At 60.6% G+C, this 16,511-nt stretch carries 16 protein-coding genes; 9 read left to right on the forward strand and 7 right to left on the reverse strand.

Features of this window, described 5'->3' with window-relative positions:
* Positions 1 to 921 (forward strand): glycosyltransferase family 2 protein, encoded by a 921-nt coding sequence (locus HER32_RS19160; protein ID WP_168683029.1) that lies wholly within the window; start codon positions 1 to 3, stop codon positions 919 to 921.
* Here HER32_RS19160 and HER32_RS19165 read toward each other — a convergent pair.
* Positions 883 to 2,598: an ArnT family glycosyltransferase gene (locus HER32_RS19165; RefSeq protein ID WP_168683030.1), complete on the reverse strand. Its 1,716-nt coding sequence runs from the start codon at positions 2,596 to 2,598 to the stop codon at positions 883 to 885. The two genes, HER32_RS19160 and HER32_RS19165, sit on opposite strands and share 39 nt — an antisense overlap.
* An 88-nt stretch (positions 2,599 to 2,686) precedes the next feature.
* Here HER32_RS19165 and HER32_RS19170 point away from each other — a divergent pair, with 88 nt between their 5' ends.
* Both HER32_RS19170 and HER32_RS19175 read left to right on the forward strand, forming a co-directional pair.
* Positions 2,687 to 4,339, forward strand: coding sequence for a hypothetical protein (locus HER32_RS19170; protein WP_168683031.1), 1,653 nt, complete (start codon positions 2,687 to 2,689; stop codon positions 4,337 to 4,339).
* Between the two features lie 107 nt (positions 4,340 to 4,446).
* Positions 4,447 to 5,424, forward strand: coding sequence for an acyl-ACP desaturase (locus tag HER32_RS19175; protein ID WP_168683032.1), 978 nt, complete (start codon positions 4,447 to 4,449; stop codon positions 5,422 to 5,424).
* Between the two features lie 74 nt (positions 5,425 to 5,498).
* Here HER32_RS19175 and HER32_RS19180 read toward each other — a convergent pair whose 3' ends face one another.
* Positions 5,499 to 6,155 (reverse strand): hypothetical protein, encoded by a 657-nt coding sequence (locus tag HER32_RS19180; RefSeq protein ID WP_149071699.1) that lies wholly within the window; start codon positions 6,153 to 6,155, stop codon positions 5,499 to 5,501.
* Between the two features lie 35 nt (positions 6,156 to 6,190).
* Complete coding sequence (locus tag HER32_RS19185; protein ID WP_149071698.1) at positions 6,191 to 6,472, reverse strand: DUF427 domain-containing protein; 282 nt, start codon at positions 6,470 to 6,472, stop codon at positions 6,191 to 6,193.
* A gap of 127 nt (positions 6,473 to 6,599) precedes the next feature.
* Between HER32_RS19185 and HER32_RS19190 the strand changes: the two genes are divergently transcribed.
* Positions 6,600 to 7,706, forward strand: coding sequence for a vWA domain-containing protein (locus tag HER32_RS19190; protein WP_149071697.1), 1,107 nt, complete (start codon positions 6,600 to 6,602; stop codon positions 7,704 to 7,706).
* Between the two features lie 119 nt (positions 7,707 to 7,825).
* Positions 7,826 to 9,298 carry a TlpA family protein disulfide reductase gene (locus HER32_RS19195; protein WP_168683033.1) on the forward strand — a complete coding sequence of 491 codons (1,473 nt, stop codon included), beginning with the start codon at positions 7,826 to 7,828 and terminating at the stop codon, positions 9,296 to 9,298.
* A gap of 171 nt (positions 9,299 to 9,469) precedes the next feature.
* Here HER32_RS19195 and HER32_RS19200 read toward each other — a convergent pair whose 3' ends face one another.
* The 3 genes from HER32_RS19200 to HER32_RS19210 all read right to left on the reverse strand — a co-directional run bounded on the left by HER32_RS19200 (position 9,470) and on the right by HER32_RS19210 (position 12,078).
* Positions 9,470 to 10,444 (reverse strand): c-type cytochrome, encoded by a 975-nt coding sequence (locus HER32_RS19200; RefSeq protein WP_168683034.1) that lies wholly within the window; start codon positions 10,442 to 10,444, stop codon positions 9,470 to 9,472.
* A gap of 94 nt (positions 10,445 to 10,538) precedes the next feature.
* Positions 10,539 to 10,814, reverse strand: a complete 276-nt coding sequence (locus HER32_RS19205; RefSeq protein ID WP_168683035.1) for a hypothetical protein — start codon at positions 10,812 to 10,814, stop codon at positions 10,539 to 10,541.
* A gap of 289 nt (positions 10,815 to 11,103) precedes the next feature.
* On the reverse strand, positions 11,104 to 12,078 hold the full coding sequence (locus HER32_RS19210; RefSeq protein ID WP_149071693.1) for a c-type cytochrome: 975 nt from the start codon (positions 12,076 to 12,078) through the stop codon (positions 11,104 to 11,106).
* Between the two features lie 363 nt (positions 12,079 to 12,441).
* On the opposite strand from HER32_RS19210, the gene HER32_RS19215 reads away from it, so the two are divergent.
* From HER32_RS19215 to HER32_RS19225, 3 genes are all read left to right on the forward strand, one after another.
* Positions 12,442 to 13,974, forward strand: coding sequence for a sigma 54-interacting transcriptional regulator (locus HER32_RS19215; protein ID WP_168683036.1), 1,533 nt, complete (start codon positions 12,442 to 12,444; stop codon positions 13,972 to 13,974).
* Positions 13,975 to 13,979: 5 nt separating this feature from the next.
* Positions 13,980 to 14,249, forward strand: a complete 270-nt coding sequence (locus HER32_RS19220; protein ID WP_168683037.1) for a CPCC family cysteine-rich protein — start codon at positions 13,980 to 13,982, stop codon at positions 14,247 to 14,249.
* A 362-nt stretch (positions 14,250 to 14,611) separates the two neighbouring features.
* The gene (locus tag HER32_RS19225; protein ID WP_232066316.1) at positions 14,612 to 14,989 is read left to right on the forward strand and encodes a hypothetical protein; all 378 of its coding nucleotides are present in this window, start codon (positions 14,612 to 14,614) and stop codon (positions 14,987 to 14,989) included.
* A 167-nt stretch (positions 14,990 to 15,156) separates the two neighbouring features.
* Here HER32_RS19225 and HER32_RS19230 read toward each other — a convergent pair whose 3' ends face one another.
* Positions 15,157 to 15,615, reverse strand: a complete 459-nt coding sequence (locus HER32_RS19230) for a peptidylprolyl isomerase (RefSeq protein ID WP_149071689.1) — start codon at positions 15,613 to 15,615, stop codon at positions 15,157 to 15,159.
* Between the two features lie 181 nt (positions 15,616 to 15,796).
* On the opposite strand from HER32_RS19230, the gene HER32_RS19235 reads away from it, so the two are divergent.
* Positions 15,797 to 16,417 carry a fasciclin domain-containing protein gene (locus HER32_RS19235; protein ID WP_149071688.1) on the forward strand — a complete coding sequence of 207 codons (621 nt, stop codon included), beginning with the start codon at positions 15,797 to 15,799 and terminating at the stop codon, positions 16,415 to 16,417.
* Positions 16,418 to 16,511: the final 94 nt, after the last annotated feature.

Consider the following 16,511-nt stretch of genomic DNA (forward strand, 5'->3'; position numbering starts at 1 on the left):
GTGCCCGCTCCCTTGGTAACCATTGTGGCCCTGTGCTACAACCATGCGCCCTACCTGCGCCCGGCCCTGGACTCTATCCGGGCGCAAACCTACCCGCACTTGGAAGTGATATTGGTAGATGATGCCAGCACGGACGGCAGCGCGGCCATTCTGCAGGAATATGCGGCGGCCAACCCCACCTGGCAACTGCTGCTGCTGCCCGAAAACCTGGGCAACTGCCGGGCTTTCAACCAGGGTCTGGCGCGCACCCGGGGCGAGTTTGTTATTGACTTTGCCACCGATGATGTGCTGCTGCCCGAGCGGGTAGCCAAGCAAGTGGCCGCTTTTCAGCAACTGCCCGGCAGCTACGGTGTGGTGTACTCCGATGCCGAGCTGATTGACGAACAGGGGCGGGTGATGAGGCGACACTTCCGGCGGGATGCGCAGGGCCGGATTCTGGACCCGCAGCCCGCCAGCGGGTGGGTGTTTGCCGACGTGCTGCGCCGCTACTTCATCAGCACGCCCACCATGCTAATGCGCCGCACCACGCTGGAAGCCTTGGGCGGCTACGATGAAACCTTGGCCTATGAGGATTTCGATTTCTGGGTACGGGCTGCCCGCGACTGGGCGTTCTACTTGCTGGATGAGGTAACCACCCAAAAGCGCCGCCACCCCCAGGCCATGTCCCGGCGCGGCTACCGCCCCCACGACCCCTACCTGGCGTCCACCATCAAAGTCTGCCGGAAAGCTTTGCTGCTCTGCCGGGATGCTGCGGAGCGGCAGGCGCTGGCCGAACGGGTGCGCTGGGAAATGCGCCAGGCCGCACGCTGGCGGAGCTTTACCGGTGCCTGGGAGCTATACCAGCTGTTGCAACAGCTCCGGGCAGTGCAGCCTTCCGACCAACTACTGGGCGGAGCCCTGCGCGTGCTGCGCTGGTTCTAACGGCCTGTTCTCATGAGCAGGTGTAGGCAGCGAAACCTGATATAGCTCCACGGTGCCATCCTGGGCCAACAGGCGCCGCCTTGGAAACCAGCTCAGCACGGAGTCGGGGGAGTAGCGGATGAGCTTGCGGGTAAGCTCGTCGTTGCTCAGGATACTGCGGTTGAGCAGCAGCCAAGCGTGCTGACCCGGACCGAGTTGTACCGAGTCACGGGCCCAGTAACGACGGTACGAAAGGGTAGTGGGCACGCGGAAATCGTAGAAAAAGTCGTAGTTGCCAATCAGGTAGTCGTCTACCAGCACCACCCCGCCGGGCTTGCCCTGCAGGTACTGGTGGATGAGGCGCTGCTGGGCAAAATGCGCAGAGTTGGTGGGCTTGAGCATGATGTAGGCCGGGCGCACCACCAGCAGCGCGCCCAGTACAGCTATGGCCCCCACCGCTAAGGAAGCCGAGCCGGGGGCCAGCCAGCGGGAGAATCCCCGTAGCTGTTGCCGACTGGCCAGCAGTAGGCAGAATACGCCCATACCGCCATAGAGTAGGGAAACGCCGTTGTGCAGCCAAGCGGCGCAGCCTAGCAGCAGGCCACCCAGCAGCCCCGCCCCGCGGCCAGAGCGCACCAGCCGCTCCAGGCCAAATCCCGCGGCCAGACAAAGCGGGGGAAGTAGGGGAGTGGTCATGCGCGGCAGCAGCGAAATAGGGTTGTAATGGGCCAGCGAAGTGCTGCCCCACCAGTACAAAGCCAGCGTGCAGCCGCCTAGCGCCAGCCAGAACCGGGCATCACTCGGCTCCTGGGTTGTAGACGAAGCGGGCACAGCAGCCCGGCCCGCCAGCAGGAAAGCTACCCCCAGGCCGCTGCCCACCAGAAAGCCCACCGGCTGCCAGGTCAGGCGGGCCACCAGGCTGGCCCGGTTGCCCGAGAGGTAGTTGCCCTCACTCAGGAAGGCGTTGGTATTCTCAATCAGGTGGAGCCGGTAGAGGGCATCGTGGGTGTAGTGCTGGTAAAAAAGCAGCAGCCCGGCCAGCAGTGCTCCGCCCACCAGCAGGGCCACAACCCAGAACCGGAGGTGTCGCCGCCGCCACACGTCGCGCCCCAGCAGCAGTAGGTAAAAGGGCAGGTAGTAGGCTATGGTTTCCTTGCTGAGCAGGGCGGCAAAGTTCAGAAAGGCAAAGCCCGCTCCCCAGGCTGCGGGCCGGGTTTGCGGCGGGCGTCGTCCGTGTAGCAAAGTTGCGGCGCTGGCCAGGCACCAAAACATCAGAATATTATCGGGGTAGAGGTAGGTGGCCAGGTTAAGGGTGAAGTAGTGCAGCCCCAGCAGCAGCATGGCCCCCGCCGCCGTCACGGGGTGGCGCCGCCGGTAGAGTGCCCATAGCAACCCTGCGCACCCCAGCGTAGCCAGCAGCGGCCAGAGCGTGGTGGTGATAATCGAAATGCCGAACAGCCGGTACAGCAACGCCACCGGACCAAAAATCAGGGGGCGTTCCTTGAGGGGGTCGTGCAGCAGGCCCAGGGGGTCAGGCTCCACCCGAAAGGTGCCCGTCAGCAGCTGGTGCGCGTAGCGGGCGTAGTAATAGTCATCAAGGGCATACAGCCCTTCGTGGGCCAGCCAGAAGAACACGGTGGTAAACAGCACCACGCCCAGCAACGCGAAGTGAGGCAGACGAAGAAAGGAGCGGTTCACACCCGCAAAGCAACCACATTCACCGGAAACCTGTACGGTAAGCAGCCCCAATTTTCTATTCCCGATTCTTCGTCCAACCTTCGCAGTCATGTTCCCGCGCTGGCCTCGTTTTGTGCACTCCCTGCTCTTGCCGGCGGCGCTGTTGCTGGCTACGGGCCTGCAGCTGGGATGCTACTTCGAAACCAACGACGACCTGGCCATCATCCAACTGATCCGGGGCGTCACGGCGGCCGGCCCGGTAGGGGACTTGCACCTGTACCTGCACGGGCTAAGCGCGCTGCTGGCTTTCCTCTGCCAGACCTGGCCTGCCGTGCCCTGGTACGGCGTCCTGCTTTTCGGCTTGCTGTACGGGGCCACGGCCCTGGCCTTTGCCATCATCGACCGGCTTCTGCGCGGGCGCGTGCCTACTTGGAAGATTGCCTTGCTGCTGGTGCTGTTTTACGGTACGCTGTGGCTGGAGCACGCCTTGTGGTTTAACTACCTGCGCGTGCCGGTGCTGCTGGCGGGCTGCGGGCTGCTGTTTGCGGCCCAGCGGCCCGGCCAGCGCTGGGCGCAGGCGGTAGGCCTGGGTGCCTTTGTGGTGGCCTGGCTGATCCGGCCCAGCGCCGCCGATGTAGCCCTGCTGGCCGCCCTGCCCGGGATGTGGTGGCTGAGTGGCCGCCGGGCTCTGCCGCTGGCAGCGGGGGCGCTGGCCTGGGCCTTGGTGGCCGGCCTAAGCGTAGCCCTGCTGCGTCTGCCCACGGAGGCCGCCTACCGCCGCCTCGACGTGCTCAAATCCAACCTCAACGACTACCAGCTCTACCAGCTCCGGCCCCAGTCGGCTGCTGACTCCCTGGGGCTGGAGCTGGCCGCCAACTGGATGCTCGCCGATTCCACGCTGGTGAATGAGGCGCTGTTTACCCGGGCAACCAAGACCGACGCACCATTTTTTCGCCAGCACGTGGCCCCCCTCAAGCTGCGGGCTACCATCCTGCTGTTGATTCGGGACTACTTCCCGGCTTTGCTTGCAATGGCTACCCTGCTGGCCTGGGTGCTGGCGCATCCCGACCTGCGGCGGCGGTGGGAGTTCTGGCTGGCACTGGCTGCCTGGGCAGTTTTGCTGCTGGGTTTGGGCGTAGTGCTCAAGCTGCCCCCCCGGCTGGCCTTGCCACTGCTGGACTTGGTGGTGCTCAGCGCCCTGATTTTTGTGCTGCGCGACCAAATTGAGTCGGAGCGGCGGGCCGTGCGGGCGCTGGTACTGGTGATGGGCATAGCGGCCTTGCCCTACGCCGTCAAGACCGGGCACCGCCGGCAGATGCTGCGCGCCGAGCAGCACCGGGGGCTGCAGCTGCTCCGGGAAATGCGCCGCCGCACGTACCCGGCCGCCGTGGTCGTCACGGACGTGCTGGAGCTGGCCTACAAAGCGCAAAGCCCGTGGCGTCGGCCTCGCCTCGGAAGCAATGTGCTGTTTATGTCCGTCACCGGTTGGTACACGGCCGATCCTTCGCAGGCCCAGTTACGTAAGCACCTAACGGGCACTACCGATGTGGTGCTGGCCCTGCAGCGCCTAGCGCGCCGTCGGGCGGCCGTGAAATGGTATCTGACACCTGCTACGGCCTACTTGCTCAACAAGCAGCTCGCTTTGCGCACTGCCCCGGCCGAGCCGCAGTGGCGGCTGGTGACGCGGGAGCGGGTAAGCAGTGCATACACGCCCGTGCCAAGGCTGTATGTAATGGCCCTGCAAACGGTAAAATACCGATAAAAGCCAAAATTTTATAGGCGGAACGGCCCGGCCTACCGCGTATGTGCTGAAAGTGAATCAATACATTTGGCGTTCGATTCCCGAACTCCCTTTTTTTCTTTACCACCATGATTGCATCGCTCACTTCCCGCGGGGAAGTGCTGCAGTATCTCGAACCTTTCCTGCGAGAGAACCTGGGTTCTTTTCTGAAAAGTGTAGAGAACAGCTGGCAGCCATCCGATTTCCTCCCCGACTCACGCCTGGATTCTTTCTTCGATGAAGTAAAGCAGCTGCGCGAGCGGGCCAAAGACCTGAGCTACGACTTGCTGGCCGTACTCATTGGCGACACCATTACCGAAGAAGCGCTGCCCAACTATGAGGCTTGGTTTCATCAGCTGGATGACCTGGGGCGCGACCCCAACAACGGCTGGGCCCAGTGGATCCGGGGCTGGACGGCCGAGGAAAACCGCCACGGCGACCTACTCAACCGCTACCTCTACCTCAGCGGCCGCGTGAACATGCGCGAGTTTGAGGTGAGCACCCAGTACCTCATTGCCGACGGCTTCGACCTGGGTACGGCCCACGACCCGTACCGGGCCTTCATTTACACCAGCTACCAGGAAACGGCTACCAACCTTTCGCACCGCCGCGTAGGTACCCTGGCTCGGAAAGTGGGTGAAGACCAGCTCAGCAAAATCTGCGGCATGATAGCAGGTGACGAAACCCGCCACGCCCGCGTGTACAAAACCTTTGTGGAGAAAATCTTCGAAGTAGACCCCAGCGAGATGATGCTGGCCTTCGAGGATATGATGCGCAAAAAGATTGTGATGCCTGCTCACTACATGCGCGAGTTGGGCGTAGACATGGGCAAGACCTTCGGCCACTTTACCGACGCCGCCCAGCGCTTGGGCGTGTACACCAGCCAGGACTACACCGACATTCTGGAAACCCTGATTAAGGACTGGAAAATCGACCAGATTTCGAACCTGAACGGGGCGGCCGAAAAAGCCCGGGAGTACATCATGGCCCTGCCCAATCGTCTGCGTCGGGTGGCCGACCGGATGCCGGTGCCCAAGCTCGAATACAAGTTCAAATGGATTGAATAGGTCCGTTTGTACTACCTAAAAAAAGCCTGCCCCGGACTTAAGCTGGGGCAGGCTTTTTTTAGGTAGAAGGCACCTTACTTGGCCGATAAATCATCAGCGAAGGTGAGCTGCTGGAAGGTCAGCCCCGTGCCGGCCAGCTGGTACCGAACGGTGCGCTTGCCGCCGCTGGGGCAACAATTGGCGTCGGCCTCTTGAAACACGGGGAACGTGCGCAGCAATTCCCGGCCTTCAATTCGGAACTCGTCGTGGCCCTGGTAGCCCGTGGCGGCTTTACCCCGAAGTGCCGGTAGTGCCACGGGTTTGCGGCCCTGATTCATAAACTCGTAGCCAACCAACTGCCCGTAGGACCCCGTGCCGGCATCGCGCACAAACACGAGCAGCTCCGGGTACTTGTCTTCGTTCAGGTTCGTGACCACGGCATCGGTAACCGTGCCATCCAGGGCCTGGGTCGTTGTGGTTAGTTCCCGACCGTTTTTCTCGGCCCGCACGCTAAGCTGGCGGCTGCTCCCTTCTCCCGTCGTTTGCACCAGAAACCGCAGATCGTCGGCAGCCAACTCCTTGCGGAAGCTGACCGTGGTGGCGGGCGCCGTAGGCGCACTGCTCTGGCTTAGTTCCGGCGTACTTTCGATGGTGGAGCGTTGCGAGTCGCAGCTGCTGAGCAGGCAAATAAACAGGCTAGCCGAAGCAAGGCTGGCGGCGCCCCGGGCGGCGGTAGTGGTGGGTCTGAACATGCTCTTTCTACCGCGGCAGCGGGCCCCGGGTTGCGCTAGGCCACTACCTGCACGCCTTTCCAGAAAGCCACCCGGCCTTTGATCTGCTCGGCGGCGGGCTTGGGGTCGGCGTAGTACCAGGCCGCGTCCTTATTAAGCTCCCCATTTACGCGCACCGAGTAGTAGCTGGCCCGGCCTTTCCAGGGGCAGGTAGTACCCGCAATGCTGTCTTCAAAATATTCCTGCTTCAAGGAATCAGCCGGGAAATAATGGTTGTTTTCAACGACCACAGTATCATTGCTTTCCGCGAGTACGGTGTTGTTCCAAATAGCTTTCATGAGGGATTGGAAAGAAGGTGAATCGGTAATGAGCGAGGCGGTAGTAGCCATAGTAATCGGCTGCACCAAGGCATCCTCACAACTAAAATCGGCCCCGCGTTGTTCTAAGTGCTCATTCTTTTGAATTATGTCCGCAGGCTTTCGTTTTCGGGATTTCACGCCCGAGGAGTCGTCCGAAAAAGGATTCGACTCCCTCTTCAAGATATTTATGCAGCTCGTCACCATCACCAGCGGCGACGTGGCCGAGGCCTTGTCGTGGCTGAATGAGCTGGACAAGCAGTACGGCCTCACCGACAACGAGTACGGCATGGGTGACTTCATCGAAGACCTCAAGAAGAAGGGCTACATCGATGAGAATCCGCAGGAGCCGGGGGCGTTCAACATCACGGCCAAGAGCGAGCAGAACATTCGCCGCTCGGCCCTGGAGGAAATCTTCGGCAAGCTCAAGAAGTCGGGCACGGGCAACCACCGCACCCCCCACACCGGGCAGGGCGACGAGCAAAGCACCGACATGCGCGAGTTCCGCTTCGGCGACTCACTTGACCAGATTTCCATGACCGAGAGCATCCGCAATGCCCAGCTTAACCACGGCCTGGGCTCGGGCGAGTTCATGCTCACGGAAGGCGACCTGCAGGTGCGTGAGAACGAGCATAAGTCGCAGACCAGCACGGTGCTCATGATTGACATTTCGCACTCCATGATTTTGTACGGGGAGGACCGCATCACGCCCGCCAAGAAGGTGGCCATGGCCCTGGCCGAGCTGGTAAAGCAGAAGTACCCCAAGGACTTCCTCGACGTCATCGTGTTCGGCAACGACGCCTGGCAGATTGAGGTGAAGGACTTGCCCTACCTGCAGGTAGGCCCCTACCACACCAACACCGTGGCCGGCCTGGAGCTGGCCCTGGACCTGCTGCGCAAGCGCAAAACGGCCAACAAGCAAATCTTCATGATTACCGACGGCAAGCCCACCTGCCTGAAGGAGCCCACCGGCTACTACAAAAACTCGTTTGGGCTGGACCGCAAAGTCGTGAACAAAACCCTGAACCTGGCCGCCGCCGCCCGCCGCCTCAAGGTGCCCATCACTACCTTCATGATTGCCGACGACCCGTATCTGCGCCGCTTCGTGGAGGAGTTCACCGAAGTAAACCAGGGTAAGGCCTACTACTCCTCGTTGAAAGGTCTAGGTCATATGATCTTTGAGGACTACAAGCGCAACCGCCGCAAGTCCCTGTAGCCGCAGTGGCCAAGGAGCGGCGTTGCTCAGAAAATACTTAGCTTCTTAGCAGCGTGAGGGTTAGCAGAAAAGCCGCCGAAGGTTTGTTACTTCGGCGGCTTTTTGTGTCTCCTGCACCTATGAAACGTTATTGCTATCTGCTCCTGCTGGCGTGCGGTTGCACCACGGCACGCCCGGCCGCCGTGCGTGCCGCCCCTGCGCTGTCACCGCCTACGACTGCTGTAGTGCGCGGCACTATCCGCAATGCAGCGCCCAACGATACCGTGCGGCTGTGGCGCAAAGAGCCTGACCAGCTCCAGCGTACCCAGCTCAAGTTCCCAGTCGCCGCCGACGGCTCGTTTGAAATGCGTCTGACAGGTCTTACTGAAGCCTTTGATGCGCAGCTGGGGATGGGGAACTCCCTCACGGTATACCTCAGCCCCGGCGACTCGCTTACGCTCACCGTCGACCGGAAAAATCTGCTGGAGTCCCTGCGGTTTAGTGGGCGAGGGGCTCACGTCAACAACTACCTCACCCAGGCCCAGCGCCACTTTGACTGCGATTTCGGGAACCTGCCCGAAAGCCAGCACGGGGCGGCTACGCCCGCAGAGTTTGTGCAGTTTGCTGATGCCTACCGCCAGCGCCAACTCGATACCCTGGCTTCCTGGCAGGCCAAAGCGCCGCTGCCTGCGGAGTTAGTTGCTATGCGTCGGCAGCTGCTCGATTTGCAGCGGGGCTTGTCCCTTCTGCGCTATGCGGGCAACCAGAAAGGGCAGGCGCAGCAGGAGCCTACGCTACCAGCCGGCTATTTTGATTTCCTGAAAATGATGCCGCTGCCCGCCGAAGGGATGTGGGCCGCTCGGCCCGCTTTTATGCAGACGCTGGCTTTTTTCCACGGCACCTACAGTTACTTGTTTTTGCTGCCGCCTTCGGGTCAGCTAGCCTCAGCCCCCGGCCTGACGGAGAAGCTGTATGCGCGGGCCACGGCCGACCTGGGCGAAACCCCTTTACGCGACCAGGTAATAGGGGAGTTGCTGATGGGCCAGCTCTACGACCATCCAACTACAGCCCGCCAGGCGGTAGGGAGCTTGCTGCCCACGTATTTTGCCCGCACTCAGGATTCTATGTATGTGCGGAATGTGCGCCTTGCCTGGCAGACTATGGCAGGCCTGCAAACTGGCCAGCCGGCTCCCGCTTTCAGTCTGCGCAGTGCTCAGGGAAAAACCGTCTCGCTGGCTGATTTCAAGGGCAAAGTCATCTACCTTGACTTCTGGTACAGCAGCTGCCGCCCCTGTTTGGCCGAAGCGCCTGCCGCGGAGAAACTTAAAAAGCAGTTTCTGGGCCGCGACGTAGTGTTTCTGTACATCTCCGTGGACCGCAAAGCCGAGGAATGGCAGCAGGCCATCCGCAAGTTTGCCCTCGTCAGCTCCAACAGCGTGCACCTGCTCGACCCCGGTGCCTCCAATGCTGCGTCGGCCTACGGGGTAAGCAGCTTCCCCAGCTACTGGGTTATCAGGCGCGACGGGCGCATCTGGCGCGGGGCGGCTCCCCGGCCTTCTTCTGGTCCGGAGGTGGTAGCGGTTTTGGAAAAGGCTTTAGCCAATGAAAGGTAACAGGCGCCCCTGGCAGTAGCCTTAGCCATCGAAGATGGTGCGTCTGCCTGCCGCTGCCCCGTGCTGCCCGCCTCATCACGTCAGTCTGCTTCGTCCCTACAAGCAGAAAACGGCGGCCCCCTCTTCCACCAGAAGGGCCGCCGTTTCTAGTCCGTGGCGTATGGTTTTTCCCTAACGCGTAGCCACGGCAGCTGTTGTTCCAAAGGCCGGAACGTTGTTTTTGAGGGCAGGCACGGTCTGCAGATAGGCATAAATGGCCTTGGCCTCACTTTCCTCCATCAAAGAGAACTTGGGCATGGGGGCGTTGAGTGGCCCATGGGGCGACAAGCCAAAGCGCACGGCCCGCACAAATTGGCCTTCCGTCCAGTCACCGATGCCGGTTTCCGGATCGGGCGTGATGTTACGGCTTAGAATAGGCTGGCCCGTGGGCGTGGTCAGCTCGTTGCCGCCGCCCATATAGCCTTCCGATTTTTCGGGCTCCAGGTCGTTGTTGGTTTTAAAGTCCTTGCTGTGGCAGTCGTAGCACTTATAGCGGCCCATCACCAGGTAACGGCCGTAGGCTACCGCATCCGAGGTGGGTGGAGCTACTACCGGCATGGCGGGCATGGGCGTGGGCTTCATCACGGTATGGGTGAGGGCCTTCAGCAGAAACGACGGTTCCTGCTCGCGCGAGGGTGTAGGATCGGCCTGCACCTGGGCGGCTGGGGAACGTAGGTAGGTAATAACGCTGTACACATCCTCGTCCGACATATGCACGAAGTTGGGCATCACCCGTTGCCGTCCGTCGCGGCCGATGCCCGTGCGCAGCATGCCGACCAGCTCGGCATCCGTCCAGGCCCCAATACCGTACTGCTTGTCTTGCGTAATATTAGCCGAGTACACCTTCCCGAAAGCCACCGGCATATCATCCAAGGGCTTGCCCGTGAGGGCGCCGGTCGTGCGGTTCAAATGGCAGTCGGCGCACATGGAGTTGACAATTTTCTGCCCCTGCGCTACCCGCACCGGCGTGTAGTCGATTTTGGCTACCAGGGGCTTGGGGGCGTCGTAGGAAGGTATGCCGCTTACACTCACAAATGCCGCGGCGCAGGCCACCAGAAAGAATACCCCGGCCACGGTAAAGCCTAGGATGCGAAAGATTTTTTTCATAGCTCGAAAAGGGAAAACAGAGGCGGAATTCAGGATAGCAAAAGTAGCGGCGGGCTATACGCGGGGCACTCGCATGATGATGTGAGACGCGGCGTTAGCCCTGGCAATACGGCTGCACGGAGGGTTTGGCAGCAAGTAGCAGGGCCGGCTGGCGCGGAATTACGCGCTGGCGGGATTTAAAGAAGGCCGGCTCCACAAGGTGGCGAGTAGCCGGCTTGGCAGCAGGCCGGAGCCCGGGTACTGCCTGGGCCCGCAGGCCAGGTAGTGGGTAACGGGGCAGCCCGCGCAGACTGGCAAACATGGCTGCGTATGCGGCCAAAAACAGGGCGGCGGCTAGGCCATAGCTGATGAAGAGAAAAAAGGTTTTCATAGCAGGAAGAAGAGGCGTGAAGTGTTACAAAGGTAAGCCGCACGACCCTGCGTGTCACTCGCATAAGCATGTGATGGGCAGGCCATAACGACAAGCGGGTACCCCCATGAATGAGGGTGTCCGCTTGGGTATGAGCTAATAAGAGATGGGCCGGACGCGCCACTTTAGTCTGTCCTGCTTCATCTGGCGTCCGCGGAGTCGAAGCATCACTCCCGCTTCGTTGAATGATGCTGGCCGAGTGCTCCGCTCAACAGGAAGATTGGTACCGTAGTCTTGTAGCAAATAGTCCCTACCGGGCGGCTACGGCGCCTTTGTCCTCGGGGGTGGCGTTCTGCAGCTTGGGCACCGACTTCAGGTAGGCGTACAGCGCCTTTACTTCCTCATCGGCCAGTTGGGAGTACTTGGGCATGGGGTAGTTCAGCGGCCCGTGCGGCGACATTCCGAATTTGATGGCCTGCGCGAACTGCGCCTCGGTCCAGTCGCCCAGGCCGGTTTCGGCGTCGGCGGTGAGGTTGCGCGACACTACTTCCTGGCCCTGCAGGTTCAGTAGCTTGTTGCCGCCGCCAAGGTACCCTTCCGATTTTTCGGGCTCCAGGGGGTTGTTGCTCTTAAAGTCCTTGCTGTGGCACTCGTAGCACTTGTAGCGGCCCACTACCAGGTAGCGGCCGTAAGCCAGCGCATCGGTGGGAGCAGGGGTAGCCACGGCGGCCGTGGGCATGGGGGTGGGCTTCATCACCGTGTTGGTAAGGGCCTTCAGCAGAAACGAAGGCTCCTGCTCGTGTGAGGGCGTGGGCGTGGCCCGGGTCAAGGCGTTGTCGGAGCGCAGAAAAGCCAGCACACCCTGCATATCCTCGTCCGACATAAGCGCGAAACTGGGCATAATCACGCGGTAGCGCCCGTCACGACCGATGCCCGTGCGTAGCAGGGTCGTCAGCTCGGCATCCGTCCAGGCCCCAATGCCGTGCTGCTTGTCCTGGGTGATGTTGGCTGAGTACACCGCGCCAAAGTCCGGCGTCAGGTCGCGCAGCTTCTGGCCGGCCAGCGTGTTGGTTTCCGGGTTGCGGTGGCAGTCGGCGCAGGTGGCCAGCACAATCTTTTCGCCCAGGGCCACCTGCGCCGCCGTAGCAACCGGTGCCGGGCTGACAGGTGCCTTAGGCACGTCGTACGAAGGGATGCCCCGGGCTTGTACGAATACCACAAAGCCCGCCACTGCCAGCACCACCACGGCCACCAAGCCGCCAATAATTTTGAAGAATTTTTTCATGAGAAATGAAGAATAGGGAGTATTAGCAAGTATAGATATTTTAGGTCGGTAACGACAAGCTTTTGCGGGCTATTTCTGCCTGAAAATGTGAGCAGTAGGGCGGAACTGGTCCCCGCCCGGCGTGCGGGCTAGTTGCAGTGCCGTGCAGCGGCGGGGTGGGTGCCTCTCCCAGATAAACGAGGTAGGGGCGGGGCTCGTCCCCGCCCGGCGTCCGCGCCACGCGGCTATACCCGGGCAATGTGGCGCATACGGCGGGCAGGCGCAAGTCCCGGCCCCATAACCATCGGCCCCCTACTTTCTGAACCTCCGACCCGCTTTGCCGGTTACCTTACTCAGGAAGCTCGAATTCCCTTACTTATCTCGATGAACCACGACCATATCCGCACCCTCGGTGCCCTGAAGCAGTCCGGCTACCAGCCCCGCAGCGTGAAGCAGGAACTGCGCGACAATCTGATTACCAAACTCCGTTCGAAAGAAGACGTGTTTCCCGGCATCTTCGGCTACGAAGAAACCGTGATTCCGGAGCTGCAGCGCGCCATCTTGGCCGGGCACCACATCAACCTGCTGGGCTTGCGCGGGCAGGCCAAAACCCGCATTGCCCGCCTGCTAGTGGGCCTGCTCGATGAGTATGTGCCAGTAGTAGCCGGCTCCGAGCTCAACGACGACCCCCTGCAGCCGCTGTCGGTGTTTGCCAAGAACCTCATTGAGGAGAAAGGCGACGACACGCCCATCAGCTGGCTGCACCGCGACGACCGCTACACCGAGAAGCTGGCTACGCCCGACGTATCAGTGGCTGACCTGATCGGCGACGCCGACCCCATCAAAGCGGCCACGCTCAAGCTGCCGTACTCCGACGAGCGGGTAATTCATTTCGGCCTGATTCCGCGCGCCCACCGGGGCATTTTCGTCATCAACGAGCTGCCCGACTTGCAGGCCCGCATCCAGGTGTCGTTGTTCAACATTCTGCAGGAAGGCGACATTCAGATTCGGGGCTTTAAGGTGCGCCTGCCCCTGGATATCCAGTTCGTGTTCACGGCCAACCCCGAGGATTACACCAACCGCGGCTCCATCGTGACCCCGCTCAAGGACCGCATCGACGCCCAGATCATCACCCACTACCCCAAGAGCCTGGAAATCGGGAAGCGCATCACCAAGCAGGAAGCCCGCATCCGCGAGGAGCAGCGCGGCCTGGTGACTACCAACGAGGTAGTGCACGATCTGGTGGAGCAGATTGCCATTGAGGCCCGCTCCTCGGAGTACGTGGATGCCAAGTCGGGTGTGTCGGCCCGCCTCACCATCTCGGCCTACGAGCAGTTAATTGCCGGGGCCGAGCGCCGCGCCCTCATCAACGGCGAAGCCAAAACCTACGTGCGCGTGGGCGACTTCATCGGGGCCGTGCCGGCCGTGACGGGCAAGGTAGAGCTGGTGTACGAGGGCGAGCAGGAGGGAGCCGGCATCGTGGCCGAGAAGCTCATGGGCAAGGCCATCCGCACCCAGTTCCTGCAGTACTTCCCCGACCCCGAGAAAGCCAAAAAGCAGAAGGACAAGCCCAACCCCTACAAGCCCGTGCAGGACTGGTTTGGCTCCCGCACCATCGACCTGCTGCACGACGCCTCCGACGAGGAGTACCAGAAGGTGCTGGGCGTGGTGCCCGGCCTGCGCGAGCTGGTGCAGCAAAGCGTACCTGCCGAGCTCACCGAGGAAAACGCCGCCTTCTGGATGGAGTTTGCCCTCCACGGCATGGCCGAAATGAGCCTGATTTCCCGCAACCGCCTTACCGCCGGCGCCCAGTTCAAGGACCTGCTCAGCAGCATGTTCACCATGCCCAACTTCGGCGGCGACGATGACGATGATGACGAGGACTACCAGTCCTCGAAAAAGCGCAAGCGGAAATAGCATCCATGTATGCCGTTAACCGCTTCGGTAACTACCAGTGTCCGTGCTGTGGCTATTTCACTTTGTCGGAAGGTCGCAGCAACAGCTTTGAAATTTGTAAAGTGTGCTTTTGGAAGGATGACCGATATCAGTTGGATAATCCGGAGGACGCCTATGGCCCAAACCAAGTTTGCTTGATAGAAAGCCGCCGGAACTTCCAGGAGTTTGGCGCTATGGAGAAAGAGTTTCTCCGGTTTGTCCGGCCACCCAAGCCCGAGGAGTTGCCAGATGCTTAACGTTGAAACGCCCCGCGTATCGAAAGATGCGCGGGGCGTTTCAATTCCGCTATGTGTTGTGGCTGATGGCAGGCAGCGTCGAAAGTCCGCCTAGCCGTTGAACAAAGGGAGGTGGGTTTTTGCCTAGACACCGCCGTGCGCAAAAAGCTTTAAAGGTCTATATACAATAGGGCTACCTTAGCCGCCGCCAGTTACGCGGGTAGTATAAAAGCCCGGTGCTCTGGCTAACGTAGTAGCAATAGTGCAGGATCTGTAAAAGAACCAATTCAATGAGAACAGGAACGGTCGTCGCCCTCACCGCTGTAGTTGTCAGCTTCCTGGCATGCACCTCTGAAACGCAGACAACTCCAAAAGCCAGTAAAATGCCCATAACCGGTACCTGGCAGCTTGTTAACAGAACCATTATTGAAAAGGGAGACACGGTAACCACCGCCGCCAGCAAAAACGAATCTTTTATCAAAGTCATCAATGACACCCATTTCGCCTTTTTACAGCACGACTTAAGCAAAGGCCAGGATTCAGCGGCGGTGTTTGTGGCGGGGGGCGGTAGGTATTCCCTTAACGACAGCCTCTACCGGGAGCACCTGGAGTATTGTAGCGCCCGAAACTGGGAGGATAATGATTTTGCCTTCACCCTCTCGTTACAAAACGATACCCTCACGCAAAGTGGGGTGGAGAAGGTAGCCAGCGCCGGTGTAGACCGGATTAACATTGAGCGCTACGTGCGGGTGAAACCCTAGCGGCTACTTGTGTCCGAAAATTCATTTCGAGTTCGTTGACCGTCATGCTGAGCGAAGCCGAAGCATGACGGTCGAATAGATCTGAACAACTTTGCAGACACAGCCTACTAAAAAAGCCCCGCGTACCGAAAAGTGCGCGGGGCTTTTTGCTTTTTGGGCAAGGAGGCTTAGTTCTCGCTCACCACAATTTTCTGAATCTCGTCATTGGCCTTGATCTGGTCGATGACGTCGATGCCTTCCACTACTTTGCCGAAGCAGGTGTGGTTGCCGTCGAGGTGGGCCGTGTTATCGCGCGAGTGCACGATGAAGAACTGGGAGCCCCCGGTGTTGCGGCCGGCGTGGGCCATGCTCAGCACGCCACGGTCGTGGTACTGGTTGCCGCCTTTCAGCTCGCAGTCAATTTTGTAGCCGGGGCCGCCGGTGCCGGGCGTGCCCTTGGCGCCGTCGCGGGAGTTGGGGCAGCCGCCCTGCACCACGAAGTTCGGGATGACGCGGTGGAACTTCAGGCCGTCGTAGAAGCCCTGCTTGGCCAGGTCGGTAAAGTTTTTAACGGTGTTGGGCGCGTCCTGCTCGTAGAACTCGACCTTCATAACCCCTTTGCTCGTGTGAATTTCGGCGGTTTTCATGGAGGGAAGAATAGAAGTGAATGCCCCAGGCCAAAGCGGCGGGGCCAGGCAAAGGTAGCCAATTTGGCGGGCCCACATCCGGCCTCCGGATGCGTGCGTAAGTGGGGCGCTAGTCTATCTTCGCCCAACAAATGCGGGCAGTTCCCACTTTCCTTTTCCTCCACCTAACTCGATTTTTTTGATGAAGAAGACCTTACGAAATGCGGCTATGGCGTTTTGCGCAGCCGGCAGCGTGCTGCTCACCAGCTGCGGTACCGATCAGCCCGCCACCGAAACCACCGAGCCCACGGGCATGACCCTGCAGGATTCCGCCGCCATGAGCACCGACTCGGCCCGGATGGGCAAGCCCCAGGGCGTAGAAGTAGGCGGCGCCCGCATGACGCCCGATAAGGATATTGTAGCGAATGCCGCCAACTCCAAGGACCACACCACCCTGGTAGCGGCCGTGCAGGCCGCCGGCCTGGCCGAAACGCTCAAAGGCGCCGGCCCCTACACCGTGTTTGCACCTTCCAACGCGGCCTTCAATAATCTGCCCAACGGCGCTGTAGCGGGCCTGATGCGTCCCGAAAGTAAGGAAAAGCTGCAGGGCGTACTCAAATACCACGTCATTCCCAGCCGCATCATGGCCGCCGACCTCCGCGACGGGCAGCAGCTAACCACCGTGAACGGGGAGAAAGTGAAAGTCTCCGTGAAGGATGGCAAGGTCATGATCAACAACGCCACCGTCACTATTCCCGACGTCGTGTCGAGCAACGGCATCACCCACGTCATCGACCAGGTACTTCTGCCGCCGGCCGAATAAGTAGAATGGGTGAAAAGTATGTCATCCTGAGCATGTCGCTTGATGCGCGACATGCTCAGGATGACATACGCTTTATTATCGGGCTTCTTACCTC

The sequence above is a fragment of the Hymenobacter sp. BT18 genome (assembly GCF_012273015.1).
Classification (GTDB): Bacteria; Bacteroidota; Bacteroidia; order Cytophagales; family Hymenobacteraceae; genus Hymenobacter; species Hymenobacter lutimineralis.

Bases quoted from the DNA above. Each gene is read 5' to 3' on its own strand.
- HER32_RS19170 (WP_168683031.1), top strand. From the start codon at position 2,687: ATGTTCCCGCGCTGGCCTCGTTTTGTGCACTCCCTGCTCTTGCCGGCG.
- HER32_RS19175 (WP_168683032.1), top strand. From the start codon at position 4,447: ATGATTGCATCGCTCACTTCCCGCGGGGAAGTGCTGCAGTATCTCGAA.
- HER32_RS19180 (WP_149071699.1), bottom strand. From the start codon at position 6,155: ATGTTCAGACCCACCACTACCGCCGCCCGGGGCGCCGCCAGCCTTGCT.
- HER32_RS19185 (WP_149071698.1), bottom strand. From the start codon at position 6,472: ATGAAAGCTATTTGGAACAACACCGTACTCGCGGAAAGCAATGATACT.
- HER32_RS19190 (WP_149071697.1), top strand. From the start codon at position 6,600: ATGTCCGCAGGCTTTCGTTTTCGGGATTTCACGCCCGAGGAGTCGTCC.
- HER32_RS19195 (WP_168683033.1), top strand. From the start codon at position 7,826: ATGAAACGTTATTGCTATCTGCTCCTGCTGGCGTGCGGTTGCACCACG.
- HER32_RS19200 (WP_168683034.1), bottom strand. From the start codon at position 10,444: ATGAAAAAAATCTTTCGCATCCTAGGCTTTACCGTGGCCGGGGTATTC.
- HER32_RS19205 (WP_168683035.1), bottom strand. From the start codon at position 10,814: ATGAAAACCTTTTTTCTCTTCATCAGCTATGGCCTAGCCGCCGCCCTG.
- HER32_RS19210 (WP_149071693.1), bottom strand. From the start codon at position 12,078: ATGAAAAAATTCTTCAAAATTATTGGCGGCTTGGTGGCCGTGGTGGTG.
- HER32_RS19215 (WP_168683036.1), top strand. From the start codon at position 12,442: ATGAACCACGACCATATCCGCACCCTCGGTGCCCTGAAGCAGTCCGGC.
- HER32_RS19220 (WP_168683037.1), top strand. From the start codon at position 13,980: ATGTATGCCGTTAACCGCTTCGGTAACTACCAGTGTCCGTGCTGTGGC.
- HER32_RS19225 (WP_232066316.1), top strand. From the start codon at position 14,612: ATGCCCATAACCGGTACCTGGCAGCTTGTTAACAGAACCATTATTGAA.
- HER32_RS19230 (WP_149071689.1), bottom strand. From the start codon at position 15,615: ATGAAAACCGCCGAAATTCACACGAGCAAAGGGGTTATGAAGGTCGAG.
- HER32_RS19235 (WP_149071688.1), top strand. From the start codon at position 15,797: ATGAAGAAGACCTTACGAAATGCGGCTATGGCGTTTTGCGCAGCCGGC.